Raw genomic sequence first — 22,954 nt, forward strand, 5'->3', positions numbered from 1 at the left:
TCGTTAGAGCGGGTCTTTTCGGATTGTCCTCATCCGGCAGCGGCGCGCTCCAGCGCGGCGACGTCGATCTTCACCATCCCCTGCATGGCGGTGAAGACGCGGGCCGCGACCCCCGGATCGGGGTCGGCGAGCAGGCGCGGCAGGATTTCGGGAAAGATCTGCCAGGGCACGCCCCAGCGATCACGCAGCCAGCCGCAGGCGATTTCGGACCCGCCCTCCGTCAGCGCCGCCCACAGGCGATCGACCTCGGCCTGATCGGCGCACGGCACCGAGATCGAGGCGGCGGTGCCGTACTCGGCCCGTATGCCGCCGTTGAGCGCCTGAAAACTCTGTCCGCCGAGCGTGAAGGCGATCATCAGCACGTCGCCGGTCTGCCCCGCCGGCCACGGGCCCGGCGCGCGCTGGACGTGGTCGATGCGCGAGTCGGGGATGAGCGCGACGTAGCGCTCGACCGCGGCTTGCGCGTCCCGCTCGAACCAGAGGCAGGTGCTGACCTTCATGGCACGTCCTCGCTGCTGGGTGATGGCGCGAGGATAGCCGGATTGCGCGAGGGACCAAATCCGCCGTTCAGCGTGCCGAGCCGGTGCGCTTGTTCGAGCCGAGCACGCTCTGGAGCACGCTGCGGGTCGAAGGGCTGAGGCCGCGGTCGCCGGGCAGGCGGCGCGGGTCGGCCCGGTCCAGCCGCTCGATCTCGACGGCGCATCGGCTCACCGCCTCGCCCGCCCCGGCGCGCCGGGCCCGCGCCCCGTCGAGTTCGAACCGCAGGCAGACGGCGAGGTCGGCCTTGAGGTCGTCGAAGGCCGCGGCCCTGGCCTCCGGGCCAAACGCGAGACACAGCAGGGCGAGCGCGGCGGCGCGGGCGGGCATGGAACGGCTCCGGTTGGTCGGTCGAAGCCGACAACGCGGCAGCCGGCCGTTCGTCACCGCAAGTGCGGCTTATCCTTGCTTGAAGCTGTTGAGAACCGTGAGCAGCGAGGTGAGGTTGTCGCTGACGCCGCCCTGGGCGACCTTCTCGGTCGCTCCGGCCGTAGCGGCCGTATCCACCGCGTAAAGCTGCATCACGCCCTGGTTGGCGGCTGCCTGCGCCAGGGTGTTCTGCTGCTGCTGGGCGGCTACCGCGTTCTCGAACAGGATACCGGTCGAGTGCGCCAAGCTCTGGTAGATGGAGGCCATCGCGAAAGCTGGCGCCTCACCGATGACCTTCACGTTCGACTGCGTGACGGCATCGGTGATCTGATCGTTGACGGCGGTCGGGAAGGCCATGGTCGGTGCGCTCCGCTTCGGTGGTTGGCACTGTGAGACTGCCACCACCGGTTTACGGAACCTTGCCCGCACACCACTCCTGTTGGCCGTAGCGTCAACGGCCCGTGACCTGACTCGCTCGGATCGTTCCGTTCCGGCTCGACTACCGGCTCCAGCGCCCGAGGCGCCGGGTCTTCCAGCGCTCGCCGCGGGGCAACTCGGCGCCCGGCATCTCCTTGCGCTTGCGCGGCGCGGGGGCGGGGGCCGCGGCTTCGACGGGCGGCGGGGCCGCGACGACGACCGGCTCCGGCGCGACGATCGCCGCGCGGGCGACCGGCAGCGGGCTCATCGGAAGCGCGTTTACCGGGAGCGGATGCTTGCGCGGGCGCCCGCGGGGGCGGCGCGGCGGGGCGTCCTCGGCGACCGGCGGCGGGGCAGTCTCGATCTCCGGCACTTCCGGCTCGATCAGGTTCGGCAGGACGCGGCGCTTCTCGGCGGCCGGCTCGCGCGGGGCGGCGGCGGGCGAAAACAGGGTTTGCGGAACGGGCGCCGGGGCGGCGGCGACACGGGTCGGGATGATCGTCGAGGCGCGGCGGCCCGTCGATTTGACTTCGACGGTAAAGGACCGTCGAGAAACATTGCGCATGTGGCAGGACTTCCAGGCCGGAGCTGTCCGGCCGACACGATGAGGATAGAGACGCGATCTTAACGAAACAGAACCGGGCTTCGCTCGGTCGCGAATGGGCGACTCGCCGGATAACCCGCGTCTCGACGGTCGTAGACTGCAAAGCCGCGTTCAGGCAAGGCGCAAACCGTGCGCACACCCGAAACCGTGAAGATCATGCTGTAGAAACTGGAGCGGGCGAAGGGATTCGAACCCTCGACCCCAACCTTGGCAAGGTTGTGCTCTACCCCTGAGCTACACCCGCTCACTGTCACGAACCGCAAACCCTTGGGTTCACTCCCGTGAAAAACCGATGAGAGAGACTGGAGCGGGCGAAGGGATTCGAACCCTCGACCCCAACCTTGGCAAGGTTGTGCTCTACCCCTGAGCTACACCCGCTCGTCTCATCTCGTCCGCCGCCGCCCGTGGGCCGCGCCGTCGGTGGGCGTTCTAAACACCATTCCGACCCACGGTGCAAGCGTGAACTTCGCCTTTTCGTTGGCGGGCTCACCATGCCTCCGCCGGGGGGCTTCCTTCGCGGATTTCGTCGAGCCGGGCGCGGGTCGCCCGCGTAGTGTCGGGCGGCAGCGCGTCGAGGGGGAAGAAGCCGCATTCGGCGATCTCGCGGTCGGGCCGCTTCGGCGCCGTCACCGTGAAGGTGGGGGCGACGTAGACCGCGATGTGGTCGCGCCGGGGCGCCCGCGCGTTGAGGAAGAAGCCGTGCAGCCGCAGCGGCGCGCCGGGATCGATCACGATCTCGGCCTCCTCGCGGAACTCCCGGCGCATCGCCGCGGGGGCGCTCTCGCCGGGATCGATCCCGCCGCCGGGCAGGTGCCAGCCGGCGACGTAGGTGTGGCGGATGAGGCAGACGCGGCGCTGCCCGTCGATCGCCACGCCCCGCACCCCCAGCGTCATGCCGCGGGTGAGGAGGCCGGCGCGCATGACGAGGCCGTAGAGCCAGGGGCGGTCGAGACTGAACATGGTCCGTCTCTACCCCTTGCGCCGCCCTCAGGCGACCGTCAGCCTGAGGCTTCCGACGCCCTCGATCCGAGCATGCAGCGTCTGCCCCCGCGTCACCGGCCCGACGCCGGACGGGGTGCCGGTGAAGATCAGGTCGCCCGGATGCAACTCGAAATAGGTCGAGAGCAAAGCCACCTGCTCAGGGATCGACCAGATCATCTCGGACAGGTCGCCGCGCTGGCGCTCGACCCCGTCGCAGTCGAGGGTGATCGCCCCCGATTTCGGGTGGCCGATGTCGCCCGCCGGGTAGAGCGGGCCGACGGGCGCCGAGAGGTCGGCGGCCTTGCCCATCTCCCAGGGGCGCGACAGGCGCTTGGCCTCGTCCTGCAGGTCGCGCCGGGTCATGTCGAGGCCGACCGCGTAGCCGTAGACATGGGTGCCCGCGGTCTCGACCGGGATGTCGCGCCCGCCGCGACCGAGCGCGGCCACCAGCTCCACCTCGAAGTGGTAGTTTTCGGTGCGCGGCGGATATAGATGCTCGGCGGTCTCGCCTTCCGGGATCACCTGCAGCGTGTCGGCGGGCTTGAGGAAGAAGAACGGCGGGTCGCGCTCGTCGGCGCCCATCTCGCGGGCATGCGCCCGGTAATTGCGCCCGACGCAGTAGACCCGGCGCACCGGAAACAGGTCTTCGCTGCCGTGGATCGGCAGGGCGGGGCGCGGCGGGTTCGGGATCACGGACAGCATGGCGGCAGGCGGCCTCGGGTCGTTGGTGTCGGGTGAGTGTAGCGCAGGTCGCGCGGCTTCGCGCCGCTGACGATAACCGCGAAGGTTCGCCTCGCGTGCCGCGGACCTCCGTGCAAAACCGGGGCGGGCGGCCTATCATCGCCGCCCGTTCTTCAGCCCCCTGCCCCACCGATGTCCGACACTTCTTCCGCGCGCCTCATCGCCACCCTCACGGAGCGGCTCGGCGCGCGCCATGTGCGGACCGACGCGGAGGCGCTGGAGCCGCATCTCGTGGAATCGCGCGGGCTCTATCGCGGCCACGCGCTGGCGCTCGTCGAGCCGGGCAGCACCGAGGAGGTCGCGTTCACGGTTGCAAGCTGTGCCGAGGCGCGGGTGCCGGTGACGGCGCAGGGCGGCAATACCGGGCTCGTCGGCGGCGGCGTGCCGTTCGGCGGGATCGTGCTGTCGTTGAACCGCCTCAACCGCCTGCGCGCGGTCGATCCGCTCGGCGCCAGCATGACGGTGGAGGCCGGCATGGTGCTGGCCGACGTGCAGGCCGCGGCCGCCGACGCCGGCATGCTGTTTCCGCTGTCCTGGGCGGCCGAGGGCTCGGCCCGGATCGGCGGCGGCATCGCCACCAATGCCGGGGGGCTGGCCGTGCTCGCCTACGGCAACGCCCGCGACCTCGTGCTCGGCCTCGAAGTGGTGCTGGCCGACGGCCGGGTCTGGAACGGGCTGAAGGCTTTGCGCAAGAACAACGCCGGCTACGATCTCAAGCACGCCTTCATCGGCTCGGAGGGCACGCTCGGCATCATCACCGCCGCGACCCTGAAGCTGTTTCCCCGCGTGCTGTCGCGCAGCGTCGGCTTCGTCGGCCTGCCCTCGGCGCGGGCGGCGCTCGCCCTGTTCGAGCGGCTGCGGGCCGGGGCCGATCGGGGCTTGACCGCCTTCGAGTACATGCCCCGCTTCGGCCTGGAGATGGTGCTGCGCCACGGCATCGACGTGCGGGCGCCGCTGGAGGGCGAGCACGCGGCCTATGCCCTGGTCGAGCTGTCCTCGCCGCGTCCCGGCGCCGACACCCGCTCCGAGTTGGAGGAACTGCTGGGCGAAGCGATGGAGGCGGGCCTCGTCGAGGACGCCACCATCGGCGGCTCCGCGGCCCAGGACGCCGCCCTGTGGCGCCTGCGCGAGTTGCTGCCCGAGGTGCAGAAGGCGGAAGGCGGCTCGATCAAGCACGACGTGTCGTTGCCGCTGTCCCGGCTCGCCGACTTCCTGGAGGAGGCGGAGGCCGCCTGCATGGCGGCGATGCCGGGCCTGCGCCCCTGCCCGTTCGGGCATTTCGGCGACGGCAACATCCACTTCAACCTCACCCAGCCCGCCGACATGGACAAGGCGGCGTTCCTGGCCGAATGGGCCCGCTTCAACGACATCGTCCACGGCATCGTCGAGCGGATGGACGGCTCGATCGCCGCCGAGCACGGCGTCGGCCTGATCAAGCGCGACGAACTCGCCCGCACCGCCGACCCGGTCGGCCTCGACCTGATGCGCCGCCTCAAGGCCGCCCTGGACCCGCACGATCTGCTCAACCCCGGCAAGGTCGTGGCGCTCTCCGACGACCCGCCCCCCGCCCTGCCGGTGTGAGTGTCTCTCACGAAACTCCCGCCGCGCTGTCTCTCCCGAAGAGGAAGCGGCGGTGAACGGGAGTTTCGTGAGCACTCTGAGACGGAAGGCCGCGTTCCCGGAACGCTGCGCTCGCACGCCCGCGTTTTCCCATGACGATCGCGTGACGCCGCGCACGCTCCGCCCTGCGCCGGCCGCCTTGCGTACTTCACCGGTCATTGTGCATCGCACAAGAAGTCGGCATGATCCTCCCTGAAAGCGTGGGGAATCAGCCTTGCGCGCAACCGGAAACGCGGCCCGGATGACGGAAACGTTAACCAATGTGGCCCGACAATCGCCTGGAACGGCGATGCTCGGCGGGATTTCCCGCCTCGGTTTCGTCGCATGGCACACTTACCCAATCCCCATGCTGCGCTGCGGCGCATCGGAGCGTTCGGCGCCTCGCGCCAGCGCTCCGTCCTGACAAGAAATTCCGAAAGGAGATCGACATGCCCACCTCTCAGGCCCGTGTCCCGACCGCGGAAGCGAGCCGCTACCTGCAGCAGCTCTGCCGCCATTGGAGCCACAAGTTCCCGGTCGAGACGAGCGAGGACCACGGCCGCGTGCCCTTCGGCGAGGATCGCATCTGCACCTTCGAGGCGAGCGCCGACGCCCTGCTGATGCGCGTCGCCACGCCCGACCCCGCCGCCCTGACACGGCTGGAGAATGTGGTCTCGGACCATCTTCTGCGCTTTGCCTTCCGGGAGAATCTGGGCGAGATCACGTGGTCGCGCGCCGCCTGACACGGCTCTAGAGGGCCGGCGCGCATCGGGACGACCTGCAAGGAAGGCTCCACGATGACCGCCACCCCCCTCCCCGCCTTCTCCGAGCGCCTCGACAGGCTGGCCGAGGTCGCGGTCCGGGTCGGCCTCGGGCTCAAGCCCGGCCAGGAACTGGTGATGACGGCGCCCCTCGACGCGGTGCCGCTCGCCCGCGCCATCACCGCGCACGCCTACCGGGCCGGCGCCTCGCTGGTCACGACTTTTTACGCGGACGACGCGGCCACCCTCGCGCGTTTCGCGCACGCCCCCGACGAGGCGTTCGACCACGCCGCGGGCTGGCTCTACGCGGGCATGGCCGACGCCTACCGTAGCGGCGCCGCGCGGCTCGCCATCTCCGGCGACGACCCCTCGCTGCTCGCCGGCCAGGACCCCGCCAAAGTCGCCCGCGCCAACCGGGCGCGCTCCCGCGCCTACGTGCCGGCGCTGGAACTGATAGCCGGGTTCTCCACCAACTGGACCATCGTCTCGGCGGCGACCAAGCCCTGGGCCCGCACCGTCTTCCCCGACCTGCCCGAGGACGAGGCCCTGGCCAAGTTGTGGGACGCGGTGTTCGCCGCCTCGCGCATCGACGGGCCGGACCCGGTCGCGGCCTGGGAGGCGCACAACGCGGATCTCCGCGCCCGCACCGAACGGCTCAACGCCGCCCGCTTCTCCGCGCTCCGCTTCACCGGCCCCGGCACCGAGCTGACGGTGGGGCTCGCCGACGACCATGAATGGTGCGGCGGCGCGACGACGGCCAAGAACGGCATCGTCTGCAACGCCAACATCCCGACCGAGGAGGTCTTCACCACCCCGCACAAGGACCGGGTGGAGGGGACCGTCACCAGCACCAAACCGCTGTCCTACCAGGGCACGCTGATCGACGGCATCCGCGTGCGCTTCGCGGAAGGCCGCATCGTCGAGGCCACCGCCCGCACCGGCGCCGACGTGCTGGCCAAGGTGCTGGAGACCGACGAGGGCGCCGCACGCCTCGGCGAGGTCGCCCTGGTGCCGGCGTCCTCCGCGATCTCGGCCTCGGGGCTCCTGTTCTACAACACGCTCTACGACGAGAACGCCGCCAGCCACATCGCGCTGGGGCAGGCCTATTCGAAGTGCTTCCGCAACGGCGGCGAGGGCCTGAGCGAGGCCGACCTATCCGAGCGCGGCGCCAACCGCAGCCTGATCCACATCGATTGGATGATCGGCTCGGCCGAGATCGACGTCGACGGCCTTACCGCGACCGGCGAGGCGGTGCCGGTGATGCGCAAGGGCGAGTGGGTCTGAAGGATCGCCCTTTCGCGCGGCGGTGCGTTTGGCTTAAGCAACGGCCCCTTCGCCGCAGCGCCGCGAGTTCATGACGTCCGACCGGTCCTTCGTTCTGGTGATCCATCAATACCGATGGCACGCCCCGATCCTCGACCCGCTCGCCGACCGCCTCGGTGCCGACAACGAGGTGGTCCGCCTCACCATGGCGGCGTTCGAGGCCGCCTGGGACGACGGCTCCTGGCAGCGTGAGCGCGTCCCGGACCTCGTCGTCGTGGCCGATGCCGGTACCGCGGTGCATCTGCGTGCGCGCCTGACGGATGCCTTGATCCTGCATGTCGGCCACGGCCTCATCAGCAAGAACGTACCGGGCCAGACCTACGGCGCGGCCGATTACGTCTGCGTCGCGAGCGAGGCGGCGGCCGCGCGTCTGACCGAGCGAGGCCACGTGCCGCGCCGCGGCTTCCTCCCGACCGGGCTGATCCAGGCCGATCCGCTGTTTGCCGGCGCGTCCGCTCGCGACGGCGTCCGGGTGCCGGGCTGCGCGACTAGCCTCGTCTACGCGCCGACCTGGAACCCCTCGCTCTCCTCCGCGCCGATGCTCGGCGACGCGCTGGCGCCGCTGATGCGCGGCGCCGAAGACGGGATCGGCATCGTCATCAAGCCTCATCCCCACATTGCGGTGGCGGCGCCCGAGTGGATCGAGACGTGGCGCGATTGCGCGCGGGACCATCCCAATGTGATCGTCCATCCGCCCGAGGCCGACCTGATCCCGGCCTTGCTCGGGGCCGACCTCCTCGTCTCCGACGCCTCCTCGGCGATCTTCCACTTCCTCGCCCTCAACCGCCCGATCGTGCTCATCGACAACCCCGCGCGGTTCGCCACGCCCGATTGCCATGACCCCGACGGCATCGAGTGGCGCTGGCGCGACATCGGAACCCGTGTCGAGTTCGTCGGCGAGTTGGCGGATGCGGTCCTGACGGCGCTCGCCGACCCAGAGCGCAACGAACCGGCGCGGCTGGAGCGGCGCGCCGACCTGTTCGGCGAGCGCGCCGACGGCCATGCCCTCGACCGGGTGGGGGCTGCCGCCGAGCGCATCCTGCGCGATACGCGCGAAGGGCACGGACGATGACGGTTTCGGTCTACGCCAAGGTCGTGGTCGACATCTTTCATCCCGGCCATGTCCGCTTCTTCGCCGCCGCGCGGGCTTTGGGTGATCGGCTCACGGTCTGCGTCGTGCCCGATGCCCGGGTGGCGGCCTACAAGGGGCGCCCGCCGCTGCTGACGCTCGCGGAGCGCGCCGAGATGGTTGCGGCCTGTCGCCATGTCGATGCGGTCGTGATCGACGGCCCCAAGGTGATCGACCGCACCTTCATGGCCCGGTTCGGCCACGACCTCTACGCCTATGGCGGGGCGGATGCCGCCGAACTCGCGGTGAAGCGCGCCGATTGCGCCGACCTACCGGAGGCGATGCGGGCCGAAATCCCCTACACGCCGGGCATCTCCTCGACGCTGCTGCGCCGCCGGCTCGCCGAGCAGATCGGCTGAAGCCCTACAAGCCCGGCCCCTTGGCCGCCCCGAGGATCCGCCCGGGCCGGTTCGGACCGCTCGCCTGCAACAGCACCGCATAACCATCGGCGCCGTTGATCCGGGCGGTGGCGCGGGACAGTTCGAACCGGGCCGCTGCGCCGGTCCACGTGCCGACCCGGTGGAAGCCGCGCACGACGTTGGCGTAGACGGCGACGCGGCCCTCGTTGGCGCCGCGGCCGATCACCACCGGGCGGCTGCGGGCGACGGGCACCAACCAGATCTCCGCCGGGCGGGCGGCGGCGTCGGCTTCGATGTCGATGACGATGCGCTCGTTGCGCTCGCACACCTTCACCTGAACCGGCAGCGGCCCGGATTCGGCGACGAGGCGCGACAGCCGGCCCCGGTCCGAGCCGGGGATCAGCTCGCGGCCGCTCACCACCGCCTGCGGCGTGGCGAGCTGGTGATAGCGGTTCTGGAGCGCGTAGGCGCGCTGGCGCTCGTCGAAGGCGTGCTCGGCCAGCGTGTCCTTCCAGCCGAGATAGTCCCAGTAGGTCACCGGCACGGTGAGCGCGAGCAGGTCCGGCTCGCGGCTGAACTCGCCGGCCAAGCGGTCGGCGGTGAGGCAGGCGGAGCAGCCCTGGCTCGTGAACATCTCGACCACCGCCCGCACCGGCGGCGCGGGCTCGGGATGGGCGAGCGTGGGGCGGACGGGGAGCGCGAGCATCGCCAGCAGCAGGGCCCGCGCGCGCCGCATCAGCGGCCCCGCGCGCCGTCGAGGGCGGGCTCGGTGGCGCTGGCCGCCGGGCTCGGGGCCGCGACGGGGGCCGGCATCGCGACACCCTTCGGCAGCATCGACGGGCGCCAGCGGCGGTGCATCCACAGCCACTGGCCGGGGTTCTCGCGCACCCATTCCTCGATCACCGAGGTCATCGCCTGCATCGCGCCCTGCACGTCGATCAGCCCGTCCACCCCGCGGGGCAGGTCGAGGGCCGGCGTCAGTTCGAGCAGGAAGCGTCCGCCGGGTTTGCGCACCACCCGCGCCCCGTGGACCGGGCAATCGTGATGGCGGGCGAGCTTGCCGAGCAGCGGGTTGACCAGCACTGGCCGGTCGAAGAAGCGCACCACCACGCCGCGGGTGAAGTGCTGGTCGATGAGCTGGCCGAGATGCCCGCCCCGCTCCACCGCGCCCTGCATGGCGAAGACAGCGCCGGGGCCGGAAGCCGCCAGCCCCCCCATGGTCTTGCGGCGCACCTCCTGCACCAGCTGCGCGGCGGCGGGGTTGTTCGGCGGACGGAACACCGCCGTCGTCTCCAGCCCGTATTTTTGGGCGCAGATCGCCGGCAGCTCCCAGTTGGCGAGATGCGCCGAGAAGATCAGCCCCGGCTTTCCGTCGTCGCGGATCGCCTCGAAATGCTCGGCCCCGCGCACGTCCATGCGCTGGCTCGCCGGATCGGCGGGGTCGTGGTCGAAGATCGTGTCGAGATGGGCGTATTCGGCGCCGGTGCGGCCGAGATTGTCCCAGGCTTGAAGCGCGATCGCCTGCAACTGCGCCTCTTCCCGGCCCGGATAGGCGGCGCGGAGATTGTCCATCGCGGTGCGGTGCGAGGGCAGGCGCGGCCCGAGGGTGCGGGTGATCCGGCCACCGAGGTCGCTCGCCCGGTCGGTGCCGAGCGCGCGGGCGAACCAGAACAGGATCCGGATCAGCGGAACGGTCGCAAAGCCCGCCAGACGCGGCAGGTTGCGCCGGAGGATCAGCGCGAGACGCAGCACGGGCGGGTCATTGAGGCGAGGGCATGGTCGAACGGATACCAACGGTCATGGTGCAGCGGTACCAGTAGCACGCGCGCCGCACGGGCGAATGCGACATTTTTCATTTCGAATCCAGGGAGTTTGCCGGGCCGGGGCCGTCCGGATTTTCCGAATCGTCCCGACCGATCAGGGGCCTAGAATGCGCGAGAGCCGCCGGCCCGTCTCCGGGCCGGCGGCTCTCGCTCGCGGGATCGTGTCTCCACCGTGTTACACGGGCCGGGATCTTTGGTCCGGTGCCGTACGCCCGGCGGACGACCGCCGCTCCGCTCTCGCGGGGGGCATCAGCGATGAGAGACCGCCGATGGGGAAGTCGGTCGATCAGACGAAGTGCTGACCGCCGTTGATGGTGATGGTCGAGCCGTTGACGAAGCCGGCCTCGTCCGCCGCGAGGTACTCGACCGCGTGGGCGATCTCGTCGGCCTCGCCGAGGCGGCCGGTGGGAATCGTCGAGATGATCTTGTTGCGGATGTCCTCCGGCACGGCCATCACCATCTCGGTGGCGATGTAGCCCGGCGCCACCACGTTGACCGTGATGCCCTTGGAGGCGCTCTCCTGCGCCAGTGCCTTGGCGAAGCCGATCACGCCGGCCTTGGCGGCGGAGTAGTTGGTCTGGCCGGCCTGACCCTTCTGGCCGTTGATCGACGAGATGATGATGATGCGGCCGAAGTTGCGCGAGCGCATGCCCTCGATCAGCGGACGGGTGCAGGTGAACATCGAGTCGAGATTGGTCTTGATGACCGCCTGCCACTTCTCGAAGGTCATCTTGTGGAAGGCGCCGTCGCGGGTGATGCCGGCGTTGTTGACGAGGATGTCGATCGGGCCGACCTCGGCCTCGATCGCCTTGATGCCGGCTTCGCAGCTCGCTAGATCGCCGACGTCGAACTTGAACACCGGGATGCCGGTCTCGGCCTTGAAGGCGTTGGCGGCCTCGTCGTTGCCGCCGTAATTGGCGGCGACCTTGTAGCCCTTCTCCTTCAGGCGCTTGGAGATGGCGGCGCCGATGCCGCGCGTTCCGCCCGTGACGAGGGCGACGCGTTCCTGAGCCATGATTTCCTCCGTGTGTGGGTCGTCTTCTGGTCTGACCTTGGCGGTGCTTCCAGCCCGGCCCTACCGGGAGCGGCACGCCATTTAAATTTCCGCTGCGGTCAAAGCGGATTTGCTCAAAGTTTCTTGAGCCCGGGAGGGCCGGTAGGCCCTCCCGATCGCGCCTGATCAGACGCGCTCGACGCACATGGCGACGCCCATGCCGCCGCCGATGCACAGCGTGGCGAGGCCCTTCTTGCCGTCGCGGCGCTTCAGCTCGTGCAGCAGGGTGATGAGGACGCGGGCGCCGGACGCGCCGATCGGGTGGCCGATGGCGATGGCGCCGCCGTTGACGTTCACCTTCTCGTCGTCCCAGCCCATGTCCTTGTTGACCGCCAGAGCCTGGGCCGCGAAGGCCTCGTTCGCCTCGATCAGGTCGAGGTCGGACGGCTTCCAGCCGGCCTTCTCGAGCGCCTTGCGCGAGGCCGGGATCGGGCCGGTGCCCATCACCTTGGGATCGACGCCCGCGGTCGCCCACGAGACGATCTTGGCCAGCGGCTTGATCCCGCGCTTCTCGGCCTCCGAGGCCGACATCAGCACGAGGGCCGCGGCGCCGTCGTTGAGGCCGGACGCGTTGGCGGCGGTGACCGTGCCGTCCTTGGTGAAGGCGGGCTTCAACTTGGCCATCGCCTCGACGGTGGCGCCGTCGCGGATGTACTCGTCGGTATCGACGATGGTGTCGCCCTTCTTGCCCTTCACGGTGACCGGGACGATCTCCTCCTTGAAGCGGCCCTCCTTGCGGGCGGCCTCGGCCTTGTTCTGCGAGCGGACCGCGAACGCGTCCTGCTGGTCGCGGGTGAGCTGGAAGGCCTGGGCCACGTTCTCGGCGGTCTGGCCCATGTGGTAGCCGTTGAAGGCGTCCCACAGGCCGTCCTTGATCATGGTGTCGACGAGCTTGAGGTCGCCCATCTTCTGGCCGCCGCGCAGGTACTGGGCGTGGGGGGCGAGCGACATCGATTCCTGGCCGCCCGCGACGATGACGGTGGCGTCGCCGTTGGCGATCTGCTGCATGCCGACCGCGACGGTGCGCAGGCCGGAACCGCAGACCTGATTGAGGCCCCAGGCGGTCGCCTTCTCGGGGATGCCCGCGGCGATGGCCGCCTGACGGGCCGGGTTCTGGCCGGCGGCGGCCGTCAGCACTTGGCCGAAGATCACCTCGTCCACGTCGTCGGGCGAGACGCCGGCGCGCTCCAGGGCGGCCTTGATCGCCACCGCGCCGAGTTCGTGGGCCGGCACGCTGCCGAAGGCACCCGCGAACGAACCGACCGGCGTGCGCGCCGCCCCGACAATGACGATCTCTTCGCTGGCTGCCATCGTGCGTTCTCCTCGTTCCGGCGGCGCGATCATGAGAGGACGGGAAGCGTCCGGCGCGCGGCCTGCCGTTCATCGGATGAAGAGCGCGACACCCCCGAAGTCAAGCCAGCGGATGGACAACCCTGCCGGTTCGTCGCCTCAAAGCCGGGATGGCTTGGCCGGAATCTGCGGGAGAAGAGATAAATTGCTGTTTTCGTCGCCCGGCGAGTGCCTTAAGGTCGGCATCGGACGAACCAAAAGCCCGCCCGCGCGGGCGGCCGACAATCTCGAAGCGGAGCGGTGAGCTTTGCGCGGACTCATGAGCGAAGCGGGAGGCGTCTCAGCGATGGCCGAGAGCGGCAGGGCGCATCAGACCGTCATCAAGAAATACGCCAACCGGCGGCTCTACCACACCGGCACTTCGACCTACGTCACCCTCGAAGACCTCGCCACGATGGTGCAGAACGGCGAGGACTTCGTCGTCTACGATGCGCGCTCGGGCGACGACATCACCCGCTCGGTGCTGACGCAGATCATCTTCGAGCAGGAGAACAAGGCCGGCGACGACAACCTGCTGCCGGTGGCGTTCCTGCGCCAGCTGATTCGCTTCTACGGCGACAGCATGCGGACCATGGTGCCGAGCTTCCTCGAATTCTCCATGGCGAACTTCGCCAAGGACCAGGACGGTCTGCGCGAGAAGCTGGCCCAAAGCTTCGGTCCCTCCGCCTTCCAGCAGGCGGTGCAGGAGCAGGTGCGGGCCAACATGACCTTCTTCGGCGACGCCATGAAGATGTTCACCGGCGGCTTCGGCCCCCCCGCCCCGCCGGCCCCGACCTCGCCCGCCGCCCCGCCCGCGCCGGCCACGAGCGGGGGCGATCTCGATGAGTTGAAGAAGCAAATGGCCGAGATGCAGGCGCGGCTGGATTCGCTCGCGCGGAAGTAGGTTTTTCGCCCGACATACCCGAAGATTACGGATTATGGCGCGGGTCCCCTCCCCCTTGCGGGGAGGGGTCAGGGGTGGGGGTCGGGCAGAAGGCACCGGGACGCCCCATCCTGAACCACCCCCACCTCCTCACTCCTCCCCGCAAGGGGGAGGAGAGCCCGCGATCCAGACTGAAGTCGCCTCCTACGCCGCCACCGCCCGCTCCAGATCGGTCGCGATCAAGCCGGCCAACTCCGCCGCCTCGTTGCGGATGTCGGGCACCGCCGTGCATTCCCACAGCACCCCGCGCAGGAGCGGACCCAGCAGCCAGAGCGGGCGGCCGGGCTGCGTGCCGCGGGCGCGGTAATCGGGGCCGGCGTCGAGGCCGAGGCCCAGCGGCTCGGGGCGCACGAGGCCGCGCTCGAACAGGCGGGCCAGCAGCGGGTCGCGGCTCTGCGCCAGATGGCCGAAGCCGGTGGCGTCGATCATCGCCTGCACGCCGAGACGCTCGGGGCAAACGGCGCCGCGCAGGCGCAGGGTCACCACGGCCTGCGCCGACTCGTCGGCGATATCGAGCAGGCGCCCGGCCCGCACCGTCAGGGAACCGCGGGCGATCTCGGCGCGGATCGCCTCGGCCGCGGGCGGGGCGGTGCGGTGGCGGTGCACGTCCCAGAACGGGCGCAGATGGCGCAGGAAGCGGCGCCGCTCCGGCGGCGGTAGGCTGCGCCAGATCGTGTCGGTGAGCGGCCGCAGGGCGTCGATGACGCCGTGCCAGCCGATTTCCTGGGCATCCGCCCGCGCCACCTCGGCGCGAATGCGCGTGAGGAGCCGTGGCAGCGAGGTGAGTTCGGCCGGGGTGAGGTTCGGCGTGGGCCACAGCGTGGCCGGGGCGTGGGCGTTCGGCAGCAGGCCGCGCCGGGACAGCGCCAGGATCGCCCCCTCGAAGCCGTGGGCGCGCAGGCTCGCGACCGCATCGAGCATGGTGAGCCCGGTGCCGAGGATCAGCACCGGGGCGTGCGGGTGCAGGCGGCCGAAATGCTCGGCATCCCACGGATCGAGGCTGTGGCGGCTGCGCGCCGGGGCGGCGGCGAGGTTGCCCAGGGCGAGCACGGCGCCGGCCACCGCATGGCTCTGGCCGCCCTCGGTGTGGAGGCGGAAGCCGTCCCCGCGCGGCTCCAGATCGGTCACGGCGTCGGGCAGAAGGCGCAAGCGCCCCGCCGCCGAGCCGGTGACGGCCTGCGACAGCAGTTCGGTCAGGTAGCGCCCGTAGAGGCCGCGCGCCGCGAAGGTGCCGGCCGGCGTCGCCTGGATGCCCTCGGCCTCCTCCGGTCCGAGGCTGCCGAGCCAGTCCTCGAAATGGCCCGGCCGGTCCGGGAACGCGCTCATGTTCGTGGCGCGCAGATTGAGCAGGTGGGCCGGGTTGCCGGTGCCGTAGGCGAGCCCCCGCCCGAAGCTGCCCGCGCGCTCGCACAGCAGCACCGGCCGCTCCGGCGGCAGGACGGAGAGCAGTTGCAGCGCTGCCATCGTGCCGCTGAACCCGGCGCCGATCACGGCGACGGGCGCCAAGTTTGCCCGGGTCATGTCCCAAAATCCTTTTCGACTCAGCGGGTCGGCGGCGCCCAGACCGGGAGCGCCGCGGCATCGACCGCCCGCGGCAGCAGCCCCTCGGCTCGGAAGGCGTCGGCGATGGTCTGCTGCTCGGACAGCCCATCGCGGGTCACCGGCTCGACCCGGTAGGTGCGGCGCGCATTGGCCTTCAGCACCACCGGCGCATCGATCTTCCACAGGGCGGCGAGCCGCTCGGCCGCCGCTTCCGGGTTGGCCTTCACCCAGGCGCCGGTCTCCTTGAGCTTGCCGAACAGCAGGGCCAGCACGTCGGGGCGCTTGGCGGCATACTCGTCGGAGGCGAGGTAGTAGCGCTTGTAGTCCGACAGGCCGGTGCCGTCCTTGAGGACGCGGGCGCCGGCCTGGACCTCGGCCGCCGACAGGAACGGGTCCCAGGCGACCCAGGCCTCGACGCTGCCGCCGGCGAGCGCGCTGCGGCCGTCCGCGGGCGTCAGGTAGGCCGGGACGATGCTCTTGAACGGCAACCCTTCCGCCTTGAGCGCGGCGAGCAGCAGGTAATGGCTGCCCGCGCCCTTGGTGACGGCGACCTTGCGGCCCTTCAACTCCGCCACCGACTTCAGCGGAGAATCCCCCGGCACGAGGATCGCCTGCGCGGTCGGCGAGGCGGCCTCCTGCGCGAAGTAGGTGATCTTGGCGTTCGCTCCCTGCGCGAAGACCGGCACGGTGTCGGCGACATCGGCCGACACGTCGATGCGCCCGACGTTCAGCGCCTCCATGATCGGCAGGCCGCTGGTGAACTCGTGCCAGGAGACCTCGACGTTCAGCGGCTTGAGCGCGGTTTCGAGGGCGCGGTCCTCGCGCAGCAGCGCGATCAGGGTGGAGGAGCGCTGGTAGCCGATGCGCAGGGTGGACGGGTCTTGCGCCGCAACGGGCGCGAGGCCGACGGTGAGGAGCGCGAGGGCGGCGACGAGGGAGCGGATCACGGGGGGCTACCGGTACGAGAAGGCGTGAGGGGTGGATTTTTGGCTCGTCCCACCCTCCCCCTCATCCTGAGGTGCCGGAGCGAAGCGAAGGCCTCGAAGGAGGGCTCCAGTACGCTCAGCGATCCCTGGAGCCCTCCTTCGAGGGCGCCGCTGCGCGTCGCCACCTCAGGATGAGGGGGAGTGGGTGGGATGAGGGGGAGAGAGAAGCGTTAGCTCCCCGGCTTGCGCACGGCGCCGGCGATGTCGATCGCCTTCGGCACCAGCCCGAGGCCGTGGAACGTGTCGGCGATGCGCTGCTGTTCGGCGGTCACCGCGGCGTCGAGCGGGCGGATGCCGTAGGTCTGGCGCTTGAGCGCGGCGGCGAGGATCGGTGCCGGGATGCCGACGGACGGGCTCAACTCCTTGGCGGCGGCGTCGGTGTTGTCACGAGCCCAGGCATCGACCTCGGCCACCGCCGCCACGACGGCATCGAGCGCCGCGCCGTTCTTCGCGGAGAAGTCACGTGAGGACAGGTAGAACTGGTGGTTCGGCACGAGGCCGGTGCCGTCCGTCAGCATACGGGCGTTGCCGCCGGCCTCGGCCGCGGCGAAGAACGGGTCCCAGATCACCCAGGCATCGACCGCGCCGCGCTCGAACGCGGCCCGTCCGTCGGCGGGGGCGAGGTAGACCGGAGTGATGTCGGCGAGCGTGAGCCCGGTGGATTCGAGCGCCCGCACCAGCAGGTAATGGACGTTCGAGCCCTTGTTGAGCGCGACCTTCTTAGCCTTCAGGTCGGCGACCGACCGGATCGGGCTCGCCTTCGGCACGAGGATCGCCTCGCCCTTGGGCGCGGCCGGCTCGTGGGCGACGTAGGTCAGCGCGTCGGAGGCCGCCTGGGCGAAGATCGGCGGGGTCTCGCCCGCCGAGCCGAAATCGATTGCGCCGGCGTTGAGCGCCTCCAGGAGCGGCGGGCCGGAGGGGAATTCCGACCACTGGACCCGGTAGCCGAGCGCCTTGAGCTTCGGTTCGAGGTTGCCGCGGCCCTTCAGCAGCACCAGCGTGCCGTATTTCTGGTAGCCGATCCGCACCACCTTATCGGTCTTAGGGTTTTCTTGGGCATGCGCGGCGAGGGTCAGGCTCGCGAAGATCAGGGCGGCGAGCGCGAGCCAGAGGCGCGGCAGGAGGGTCGGCGCGGGAAGCGCGCGGGAGCGGGCGGGCATCTCTCGCCTCCTCAGTGCGCGCTGACGCGGCGGGTCGGCACGATGTCGTTGGCGATGACCTCGCCGAACGGCCCGTTGTTGCGCGCCGTGCTCGGGGCGCGGCCGGTGGTGGCGCGCAAGGGGAGCTTGGGGAAGACCAGCTCGGCGAAGCGGTAGGCCTCCTCCAGATGCGGGTAGCCGGAGAGGATGAAGCGGTCGATGCCGAGATCGATGTACTCCTTCATCCGGTCGGCGACTTGGGTCGCCGAGCCGACGAGCGCGGTGCCCGCGCCGCCGCGCACGAGGCCGACGCCGGCCCAGAGGTTCGGGGAGACGACGAGCTTGTTCCGGTCGCCGCCGTGCAGCGCCATCATCCGCTTCTGGCCTTCCGAATCCTGGCGCTTCAGGGTGGCCTGCGCCTGGGCGATGGTGGTGTCGTCGAGCCGCGAGATCAGCTTTTCGGCCTCCGCCCACGCCTCCGATTCGGTCTCGCGGACGATGACGTGCAGCCGGATGCCGTAGGAAAACGTCTTGCCCTTGCGCTCGGCAGCTTCGCGGGCGCGGGCCAGCTTCTCAGCGACGCCGGCGGGCGGCTCGCCCCAGGTGAGGTAGACCTCGCAATGCTCGGCCGCGACCTCGATGCCGGCGGGCGAGGAGCCGCCGAAATAGAGCGGCGGATAGGGCGCCTGGACGGGCCGGAAGATCACCCGCCCGCCCTCGGTGCGCAGATGTTTTCCTTCGAAGTTCACCGTCTCACCGGCCATCAGCCCGCGCCAGATGTGCAGGAACTCGTCCGTGACCTCGTAGCGCTCGTCATGCGCCAGGAACACGCCGTCGCCCTTCAGCTCGACCGGGTCGCCGCCGGTGACGACGTTGATGAGGAGGCGCCCGTCCGAGATCCGGTCGAGCGTCGCGGCCATGCGGGCGGCCACCGACGGCTCCTGCAGGCCGGGCCGCACGGCGACGAGGAAGCGCAGGCGCTGGGTCAGGGGGGCGAGCGCCGAGGCGACCACCCACGAATCCTCGCAGGAGCGCCCGGTCGGCAGCAGCACGCCGAAATAGCCGAGTTCGTCCGCGGCCTGCGCGATCTGGCGGAGGTAGGGGAGCGACACGTCGCGCGCCCCTTCCGAGGCGCCGAGATAGCGGCCGTCGCCGTGGGTCGGCAGGAACCACAGGACGTCGGTCTTGCCGTCGGTGGGCGGGTTGCTGGGCAGGCTCATGGGATACGCTCCGAAAAATCTGAAAGGTTTAGGCGCCGCGGCTCAGAAGGCGGTCGAGGATGCGGCCCTCCAGCTCGGCGAGCGCCGGGTCGCCGCGGCGGCGGGGGCGCGGCACGTCGACATCGACATCGAGCGCGATGGCGCCCTCCTCGATCACGAGGATGCGGTCGGCCATCGCCACCGCCTCGCCGACATCGTGGGTGACGAGGATCGCGGTGAAGCCCTGGGCCTCCCAGATCCGCTCGATCATCGCCTGCATCTCGATGCGGGTGAGCGCGTCGAGCGCGCCGAGCGGTTCGTCGAGCGCCAGCAGGGCCGGGCGGCTGACGAGCGCGCGGGCGAGCGCCACGCGCTGGCGCTGGCCGCCCGAGAGCGTGGCGGGCCATTGCCCGGCCTTCTCCGACAGGCCGACCTCGGCCAGCACGTCGAGGGCGCGGGCCCTGCGATCGGCCTTGCCGATGTCGCGCGAGAGCCCGACCGCGACGTTGTCGGCGACCCGCGCCCAGGGCAGAAGCCGCGGCTCCTGGAACATGATCCTCTTGGTCTGTTCGCTGCCGTTCAGCGCGATGCGGCCCGCGCTCGGTTCTTCCAGGCCGAGGATGAGGCGCAGCAGGGTGCTCTTGCCGCAGCCCGAGCGCCCGACCACGGCGACGAACTGTCCGGCGGGAATCGTGAGGTCGAGATTGCGGATGACCGAGGGGCCGTTCTCGAACGACTTCGAGAGGCCGCGCACGTGAATGGCGAGGCCGCGGTCGGGGTTTTCGGGGAGACGGAGGGCGGCGGTCATTGTTTAGGTCCGAGCTTCGAGGTTCGGGTCGTGTCGCTCATCCCACCCCTCCCCCTCATCCTGAGGTGCGGAGCGAAGCGTAGCCTCGAAGGAGGGCTCCAGAAGTCGCTGTGATCCCTGGAGCCCTCCTTCGAGGCCCCTTGCCGAGGCAAGGGGCACCTCAGGATGAGGGGAATGGGTGGGATGGAGGGGCGTCGAGCCCCCCTCACGTGTTCCGGTAGGCTGGGTTCCAGCTCAGGCAGGCGCGCTCCAGGGCGCGGGTGAGACTGTCGGCGATCTTGCCCAACAGGGCGTAGATCAGGATCGCCAGCACCACGACATCGACCAGCATGAACTCGCGGGCCTGCATCGCCATGTAGCCGAGGCCGGAATTGGCCGAGATCGTCTCGGCCACGATGAGCGTCAGCCACATGATGCCGAGCGCGTAGCGCACGCCGACGAAGATCGAGGGCAGCGCGCCGGGCAGCACCACGCGCCAGAACAGCTCGCGCCGGTTCATGCCGTAGACCCGGCCCATCTCGATCAGCTGCGGATCGACCGAGCGGATGCCGTGGAGCGTGTTGGCGTAGATCGGAAAGAACACGCCGAGCGCCACGAGGAAGAGCTTGGCTTCCTCGTCGATGCCGAACCACAGGATCACGAGCGGGATCAGCGACAGGTGGGGCACGTTGCGCACCATCTGCAGGCTGGTGTCGGTGAGCCGCTCGGACAGGCGCGAGAGGCCGTTGGCCAGCCCGAAGAACAGGCCGATGCCGCCGCCGATGAGGAAGCCCGAGGCCGCGCGGGCGAAGCTGACCCAGAGGTTCTCGAACAGCTCGCCGGTGAGCGCGAGGCGCCAGCCCGCGGCGGCGACATCGAGGGGCGCGGGCATGAAGCGGGTCGAGACGAGGCCCAGCGAGGCGGCGGCCTGCCAGCCGACGATGACCAGCGTCGGCAGCAGCCAGGGCAGCAGGCGCCCGGCGTCGAAGCGGACCGTAAGCTTCACGGGGGCGGACTTTGCAGGGGCATTCTCGGTGGCGCGGGCGCGGCCCGGAAGCGAGCGGATGGCGGCGGAATCGGCCATGGTGGGGCTCATCCGTTGTTCTGGTTGCGCGGCGGCCGGACGATGTCGGCGACGCGGATGGGGCGGGGAATGATGCCGAGGCCGTGGAAGCGGTCGGCGATGCGCTGCTGCTCGGCGGTGACGGCCTGGTCCATCGGCGCGATGACGTAGCGGATGCGGTCCACCGTGCGCCGCGTGGCGGCGAGCGGCACGCCGGTGATGCGCGACAGGCTGGCGGCGACCGAGCCGCGGTTGGCCTCGCACCAGACCGCGACCTCGCCGAGCGCGGCGAGCGCACCGTCGAGCAGCGCCGGCTGCGCGTCGGCGAAGGTCTTGTTGGCCAGGAAGAAGTTGTTGGTGGGCGTGATCTCGGGGGCTTGGGCCAGCACGCGCACCCCCTCCCCCTGCTCGGCGATGGCGAAGTAGGGGTCCCACACCGTCCAGGCGTCGATGGTGCCGCCGGCAAACGCCGCGGCGCCGTCGGCGGGGGCGAGCAGCACGGGGGTGATATCGCGGTAGGTCAGTCCGGCCTTTTCCAGCGCCGCGACGATGAGGTTGTGCGACGAGGAGCCCTTGGCGAAGGCGACGCGCTTGCCCTTCAATTCGGCGATGGAACCGACGGTCGAGCCCTTGGGCAGCAGGATCGCCGCGCCCGAGCCGCCGTTCGGCTGGGCGGCGGCGTAGACGAGGTTGGCGCCCGCGGCCTGGGCGAAGATCGGCGGCGCGTCGCCGGTCTGGCCGAAATCGATCGCGCCGAGGTTCAGGGCCTCCAAGAGCGGCGGGCCGAACGAGAACTCGACCCAGCGCACCGTGGCGCCCTGCCCCTTCAGCCGGGCCTCGATGGCGGCCTGCTCGCGGGCGACCGCGAGGATGCCGTTCTTCTGGTAGCCGATGCGCAGCACGCCGGCTTCAGCGGCGCGGCTGGCCCGCGGCACCAGAGCGGTCGCGAGGCCGGCGGCGAGGAGATGGCGGCGGTGGAGCATCGTCGGCCTCAGCGTGCGGCGGCGCGAGGCAGCGCCTCGATAGGGGCGGCCGCATCGATCAGCCGGGCGAGTTCCGCGGCGGCCTGCGCGACGCGGGTCTGCACGGTCGCGTCGGCGATCCGGCCGTCGGCGATCTCGGTGTCGCCGGCATAGACCGCGGTCGGCGCGGTCTGGGCCGAGAAGAAGCCGAACAGCGGGCGCAAGGAGTGCTCGACCACGAGCGCGTGGCGCGGCCCGCCCCCGGTCGCGGTGAGCACCACCGGCTTGCCGGCCAGCGTCTCCGGGCCGACGAAATCGATCAGGTGCTTGAACAGGCCGGCATAGCTGCCCTTGTAGACCGGCGAGCCGACGATCAGCGCGTCCGCTCCCTCGATTGCCTCGACGATGCGGGCGGCCGGCAGCGGCAGGGCCGAGCGGCTCGCCACCGCGATCCCGGTGCCGGCATCGACCAGATCGAACAGCTTCAGATCGACCGGGCGAAGCCGGGCCACCTCGGCGGCCACCGCCTCGACGAGCGTGCGGGTGCGCGAGGGGCGGTGCGTGTTGCCCGAGAAGGCGACGATCCGGGTGGGCATGCGAGGCATCCGTCCTGTGGGTCTCATCCCGGCCGCGGCAGGCATGCCTCTCCCGTCAGCCGGCGCGGGGGCGCGCCGTCCGTCGAAAAGGATGCCGTTCGTTGTGTGGGATGACGGTGTGTCGTTGAGGGGAAATGTAATGAACGAGAGGGGCCAGGATCAACGGATCGATCTTGCGTTGTTCAGGCGAGGCGGAAAAGGATCGCCTGCGGTTCGTGAGATGAGGGGAAGGTTTTTCGCGGCGGCTGTTTGCGGTCGCGCTGGCCCGGATCGACGCTGACTTGCGCGACGATCGCGTCCCGTTCGCTGGGACGAACGAATGATGGTTTTGAGTAATGCTTGACCCGTGACAACGGGCAGTCCCCTCCCCCTTGTGGGGAGGGGTTCGGGGTGGGGGTGGTTCAGGATGAGGCGAAGCGGTGCCTTCTGCACCACCCCCACCTCCTGCCTCCTCCCCACAAGGGCAGGGCTATCGCATTTGGGTGATGAGGTCGGCGAGGAAGTCGTCGTCCCATCCGGCCAGTTGCCGCTTGGTGTGCAAGGAGCCCTTAGCGGTGTCCTGGCGCAGGATGGCGAGGGCCAGGCGGCGCAGCAGGGCGAGGTTCTGGGCGGTGGTGACGTTGCGGGTGAGGATGTCGTCCTCGCGGAAGGCGACGTCGAGGAGCCAGTGCTGGTCGTTCTCAATGGACCAGTGGGCGCGCACTACCCGCA

General features: G+C 70.5%; 25 protein-coding genes, 2 tRNA genes and 1 pseudogene. 6 read left to right on the plus strand and 22 right to left on the minus strand.

The genetic code is table 11. The features are described 5' to 3' along the window. Positions 1–29 precede the first annotated feature (29 nt). The 8 genes from AAHG03_RS19040 to AAHG03_RS19075 all read right to left on the minus strand — a co-directional run bounded on the left by AAHG03_RS19040 (position 30) and on the right by AAHG03_RS19075 (position 3,610). The gene (locus tag AAHG03_RS19040) at positions 30–500 is read right to left on the minus strand and encodes a VOC family protein (protein WP_342152432.1); all 471 of its coding nucleotides are present in this window, start codon (positions 498–500) and stop codon (positions 30–32) included. A 67-nt stretch (positions 501–567) separates the two neighbouring features. Then, positions 568–867, minus strand: a complete 300-nt coding sequence (locus tag AAHG03_RS19045; protein ID WP_342152433.1) for a hypothetical protein — start codon at positions 865–867, stop codon at positions 568–570. Positions 868–936: 69 nt separating this feature from the next. Continuing rightward, complete coding sequence (locus tag AAHG03_RS19050; RefSeq protein ID WP_342152435.1) at positions 937–1,263, minus strand: RebB family R body protein; 327 nt, start codon at positions 1,261–1,263, stop codon at positions 937–939. Positions 1,264–1,405: 142 nt separating this feature from the next. After that, a complete protein-coding gene (locus AAHG03_RS19055) occupies positions 1,406–1,888 on the minus strand; it encodes a hypothetical protein (protein WP_342152436.1) in 483 nt (160 codons plus the stop codon). A 208-nt stretch (positions 1,889–2,096) separates the two neighbouring features. After that, positions 2,097–2,171, minus strand: a tRNA-Gly gene (locus AAHG03_RS19060). A 59-nt stretch (positions 2,172–2,230) separates the two neighbouring features. Continuing rightward, positions 2,231–2,305: transfer RNA gene (locus tag AAHG03_RS19065), tRNA-Gly, on the minus strand. A gap of 108 nt (positions 2,306–2,413) precedes the next feature. Next, entirely contained in the window at positions 2,414–2,887 is a 474-nt protein-coding gene (locus tag AAHG03_RS19070; RefSeq protein ID WP_342152437.1) for an NUDIX domain-containing protein, read from the minus strand. A 27-nt stretch (positions 2,888–2,914) separates the two neighbouring features. Beyond that, positions 2,915–3,610: a fumarylacetoacetate hydrolase family protein gene (locus AAHG03_RS19075; RefSeq protein WP_342152438.1), complete on the minus strand. Its 696-nt coding sequence runs from the start codon at positions 3,608–3,610 to the stop codon at positions 2,915–2,917. A 171-nt stretch (positions 3,611–3,781) separates the two neighbouring features. Between AAHG03_RS19075 and AAHG03_RS19080 the strand changes: the two genes are divergently transcribed. The 5 genes from AAHG03_RS19080 to AAHG03_RS19100 all read left to right on the plus strand — a co-directional run bounded on the left by AAHG03_RS19080 (position 3,782) and on the right by AAHG03_RS19100 (position 8,820). After that, positions 3,782–5,230: an FAD-binding oxidoreductase gene (locus AAHG03_RS19080; protein ID WP_342152439.1), complete on the plus strand. Its 1,449-nt coding sequence runs from the start codon at positions 3,782–3,784 to the stop codon at positions 5,228–5,230. Between the two features lie 467 nt (positions 5,231–5,697). Beyond that, positions 5,698–5,991: a DUF2218 domain-containing protein gene (locus AAHG03_RS19085; RefSeq protein WP_056246593.1), complete on the plus strand. Its 294-nt coding sequence runs from the start codon at positions 5,698–5,700 to the stop codon at positions 5,989–5,991. A gap of 54 nt (positions 5,992–6,045) precedes the next feature. Beyond that, positions 6,046–7,293 carry an aminopeptidase gene (locus tag AAHG03_RS19090; RefSeq protein WP_342152440.1) on the plus strand — a complete coding sequence of 416 codons (1,248 nt, stop codon included), beginning with the start codon at positions 6,046–6,048 and terminating at the stop codon, positions 7,291–7,293. 70 nt (positions 7,294–7,363) lie between these two features. Further along, positions 7,364–8,404: a CDP-glycerol glycerophosphotransferase family protein gene (locus AAHG03_RS19095; protein WP_342152442.1), complete on the plus strand. Its 1,041-nt coding sequence runs from the start codon at positions 7,364–7,366 to the stop codon at positions 8,402–8,404. Then, positions 8,401–8,820 (plus strand): adenylyltransferase/cytidyltransferase family protein, encoded by a 420-nt coding sequence (locus AAHG03_RS19100; protein WP_342152443.1) that lies wholly within the window; start codon positions 8,401–8,403, stop codon positions 8,818–8,820. Before AAHG03_RS19095 ends, AAHG03_RS19100 begins: the two co-directional genes overlap by 4 nt. A gap of 4 nt (positions 8,821–8,824) precedes the next feature. Here AAHG03_RS19100 and AAHG03_RS19105 read toward each other — a convergent pair whose 3' ends face one another. From AAHG03_RS19105 to AAHG03_RS19120, 4 genes are all read right to left on the minus strand, one after another. Beyond that, positions 8,825–9,556, minus strand: coding sequence for a DUF1223 domain-containing protein (locus AAHG03_RS19105; protein ID WP_342152445.1), 732 nt, complete (start codon positions 9,554–9,556; stop codon positions 8,825–8,827). Continuing rightward, the gene (locus tag AAHG03_RS19110) at positions 9,556–10,572 is read right to left on the minus strand and encodes a lipid A biosynthesis lauroyl acyltransferase (protein ID WP_342152447.1); all 1,017 of its coding nucleotides are present in this window, start codon (positions 10,570–10,572) and stop codon (positions 9,556–9,558) included. The genes AAHG03_RS19105 and AAHG03_RS19110 overlap by 1 nt, the downstream gene beginning before the upstream one ends. Before the next feature lie 357 nt (positions 10,573–10,929). After that, on the minus strand, positions 10,930–11,658 hold the full coding sequence (gene phbB, locus AAHG03_RS19115) for an acetoacetyl-CoA reductase (protein ID WP_342152449.1): 729 nt from the start codon (positions 11,656–11,658) through the stop codon (positions 10,930–10,932). 165 nt (positions 11,659–11,823) lie between these two features. Beyond that, positions 11,824–13,008: an acetyl-CoA C-acetyltransferase gene (locus AAHG03_RS19120; RefSeq protein WP_342152451.1), complete on the minus strand. Its 1,185-nt coding sequence runs from the start codon at positions 13,006–13,008 to the stop codon at positions 11,824–11,826. Positions 13,009–13,333: 325 nt separating this feature from the next. Here AAHG03_RS19120 and phaR point away from each other — a divergent pair, with 325 nt between their 5' ends. Continuing rightward, positions 13,334–13,930, plus strand: coding sequence for a polyhydroxyalkanoate synthesis repressor PhaR (gene phaR, locus AAHG03_RS19125; protein ID WP_342152452.1), 597 nt, complete (start codon positions 13,334–13,336; stop codon positions 13,928–13,930). A 183-nt stretch (positions 13,931–14,113) separates the two neighbouring features. Here the strand turns inward: phaR and AAHG03_RS19130 are convergent, their stop codons facing one another. The 10 genes and pseudogenes from AAHG03_RS19130 to AAHG03_RS19175 all read right to left on the minus strand — a co-directional run. Beyond that, positions 14,114–15,490, minus strand: coding sequence for an FAD/NAD(P)-binding protein (locus AAHG03_RS19130; RefSeq protein WP_342152454.1), 1,377 nt, complete (start codon positions 15,488–15,490; stop codon positions 14,114–14,116). A gap of 20 nt (positions 15,491–15,510) precedes the next feature. Beyond that, positions 15,511–16,458 carry an aliphatic sulfonate ABC transporter substrate-binding protein gene (locus AAHG03_RS19135; protein ID WP_342152455.1) on the minus strand — a complete coding sequence of 316 codons (948 nt, stop codon included), beginning with the start codon at positions 16,456–16,458 and terminating at the stop codon, positions 15,511–15,513. 209 nt (positions 16,459–16,667) lie between these two features. Beyond that, positions 16,668–17,657, minus strand: coding sequence for a sulfonate ABC transporter substrate-binding protein (locus tag AAHG03_RS19140; RefSeq protein ID WP_342152456.1), 990 nt, complete (start codon positions 17,655–17,657; stop codon positions 16,668–16,670). An 11-nt stretch (positions 17,658–17,668) separates the two neighbouring features. Beyond that, a complete protein-coding gene (gene ssuD, locus AAHG03_RS19145) occupies positions 17,669–18,856 on the minus strand; it encodes an FMNH2-dependent alkanesulfonate monooxygenase (RefSeq protein WP_342152458.1) in 1,188 nt (395 codons plus the stop codon). 28 nt (positions 18,857–18,884) lie between these two features. Then, positions 18,885–19,643, minus strand: a complete 759-nt coding sequence (locus AAHG03_RS19150) for an ATP-binding cassette domain-containing protein (RefSeq protein ID WP_342152460.1) — start codon at positions 19,641–19,643, stop codon at positions 18,885–18,887. A 205-nt stretch (positions 19,644–19,848) separates the two neighbouring features. Continuing rightward, positions 19,849–20,706, minus strand: coding sequence for an aliphatic sulfonate ABC transporter permease SsuC (gene ssuC, locus AAHG03_RS19155; RefSeq protein WP_342152461.1), 858 nt, complete (start codon positions 20,704–20,706; stop codon positions 19,849–19,851). A gap of 8 nt (positions 20,707–20,714) precedes the next feature. Beyond that, positions 20,715–21,668 carry an aliphatic sulfonate ABC transporter substrate-binding protein gene (locus tag AAHG03_RS19160; protein ID WP_342152462.1) on the minus strand — a complete coding sequence of 318 codons (954 nt, stop codon included), beginning with the start codon at positions 21,666–21,668 and terminating at the stop codon, positions 20,715–20,717. An 8-nt stretch (positions 21,669–21,676) separates the two neighbouring features. Continuing rightward, on the minus strand, positions 21,677–22,243 hold the full coding sequence (gene msuE / locus AAHG03_RS19165) for an FMN reductase (RefSeq protein WP_342152463.1): 567 nt from the start codon (positions 22,241–22,243) through the stop codon (positions 21,677–21,679). A gap of 182 nt (positions 22,244–22,425) precedes the next feature. Further along, entirely contained in the window at positions 22,426–22,596 is a 171-nt protein-coding gene (locus tag AAHG03_RS19170; protein WP_342152465.1) for a hypothetical protein, read from the minus strand. A 116-nt stretch (positions 22,597–22,712) separates the two neighbouring features. Further along, positions 22,713–22,954: pseudogene (locus tag AAHG03_RS19175) on the minus strand (hypothetical protein); the annotation flags it as partial.

Origin of the sequence: Methylorubrum subtropicum, from assembly GCF_038442325.1 — a bacterium.
Lineage (GTDB): Bacteria > Pseudomonadota > Alphaproteobacteria > Rhizobiales > Beijerinckiaceae > Methylobacterium > Methylobacterium subtropicum.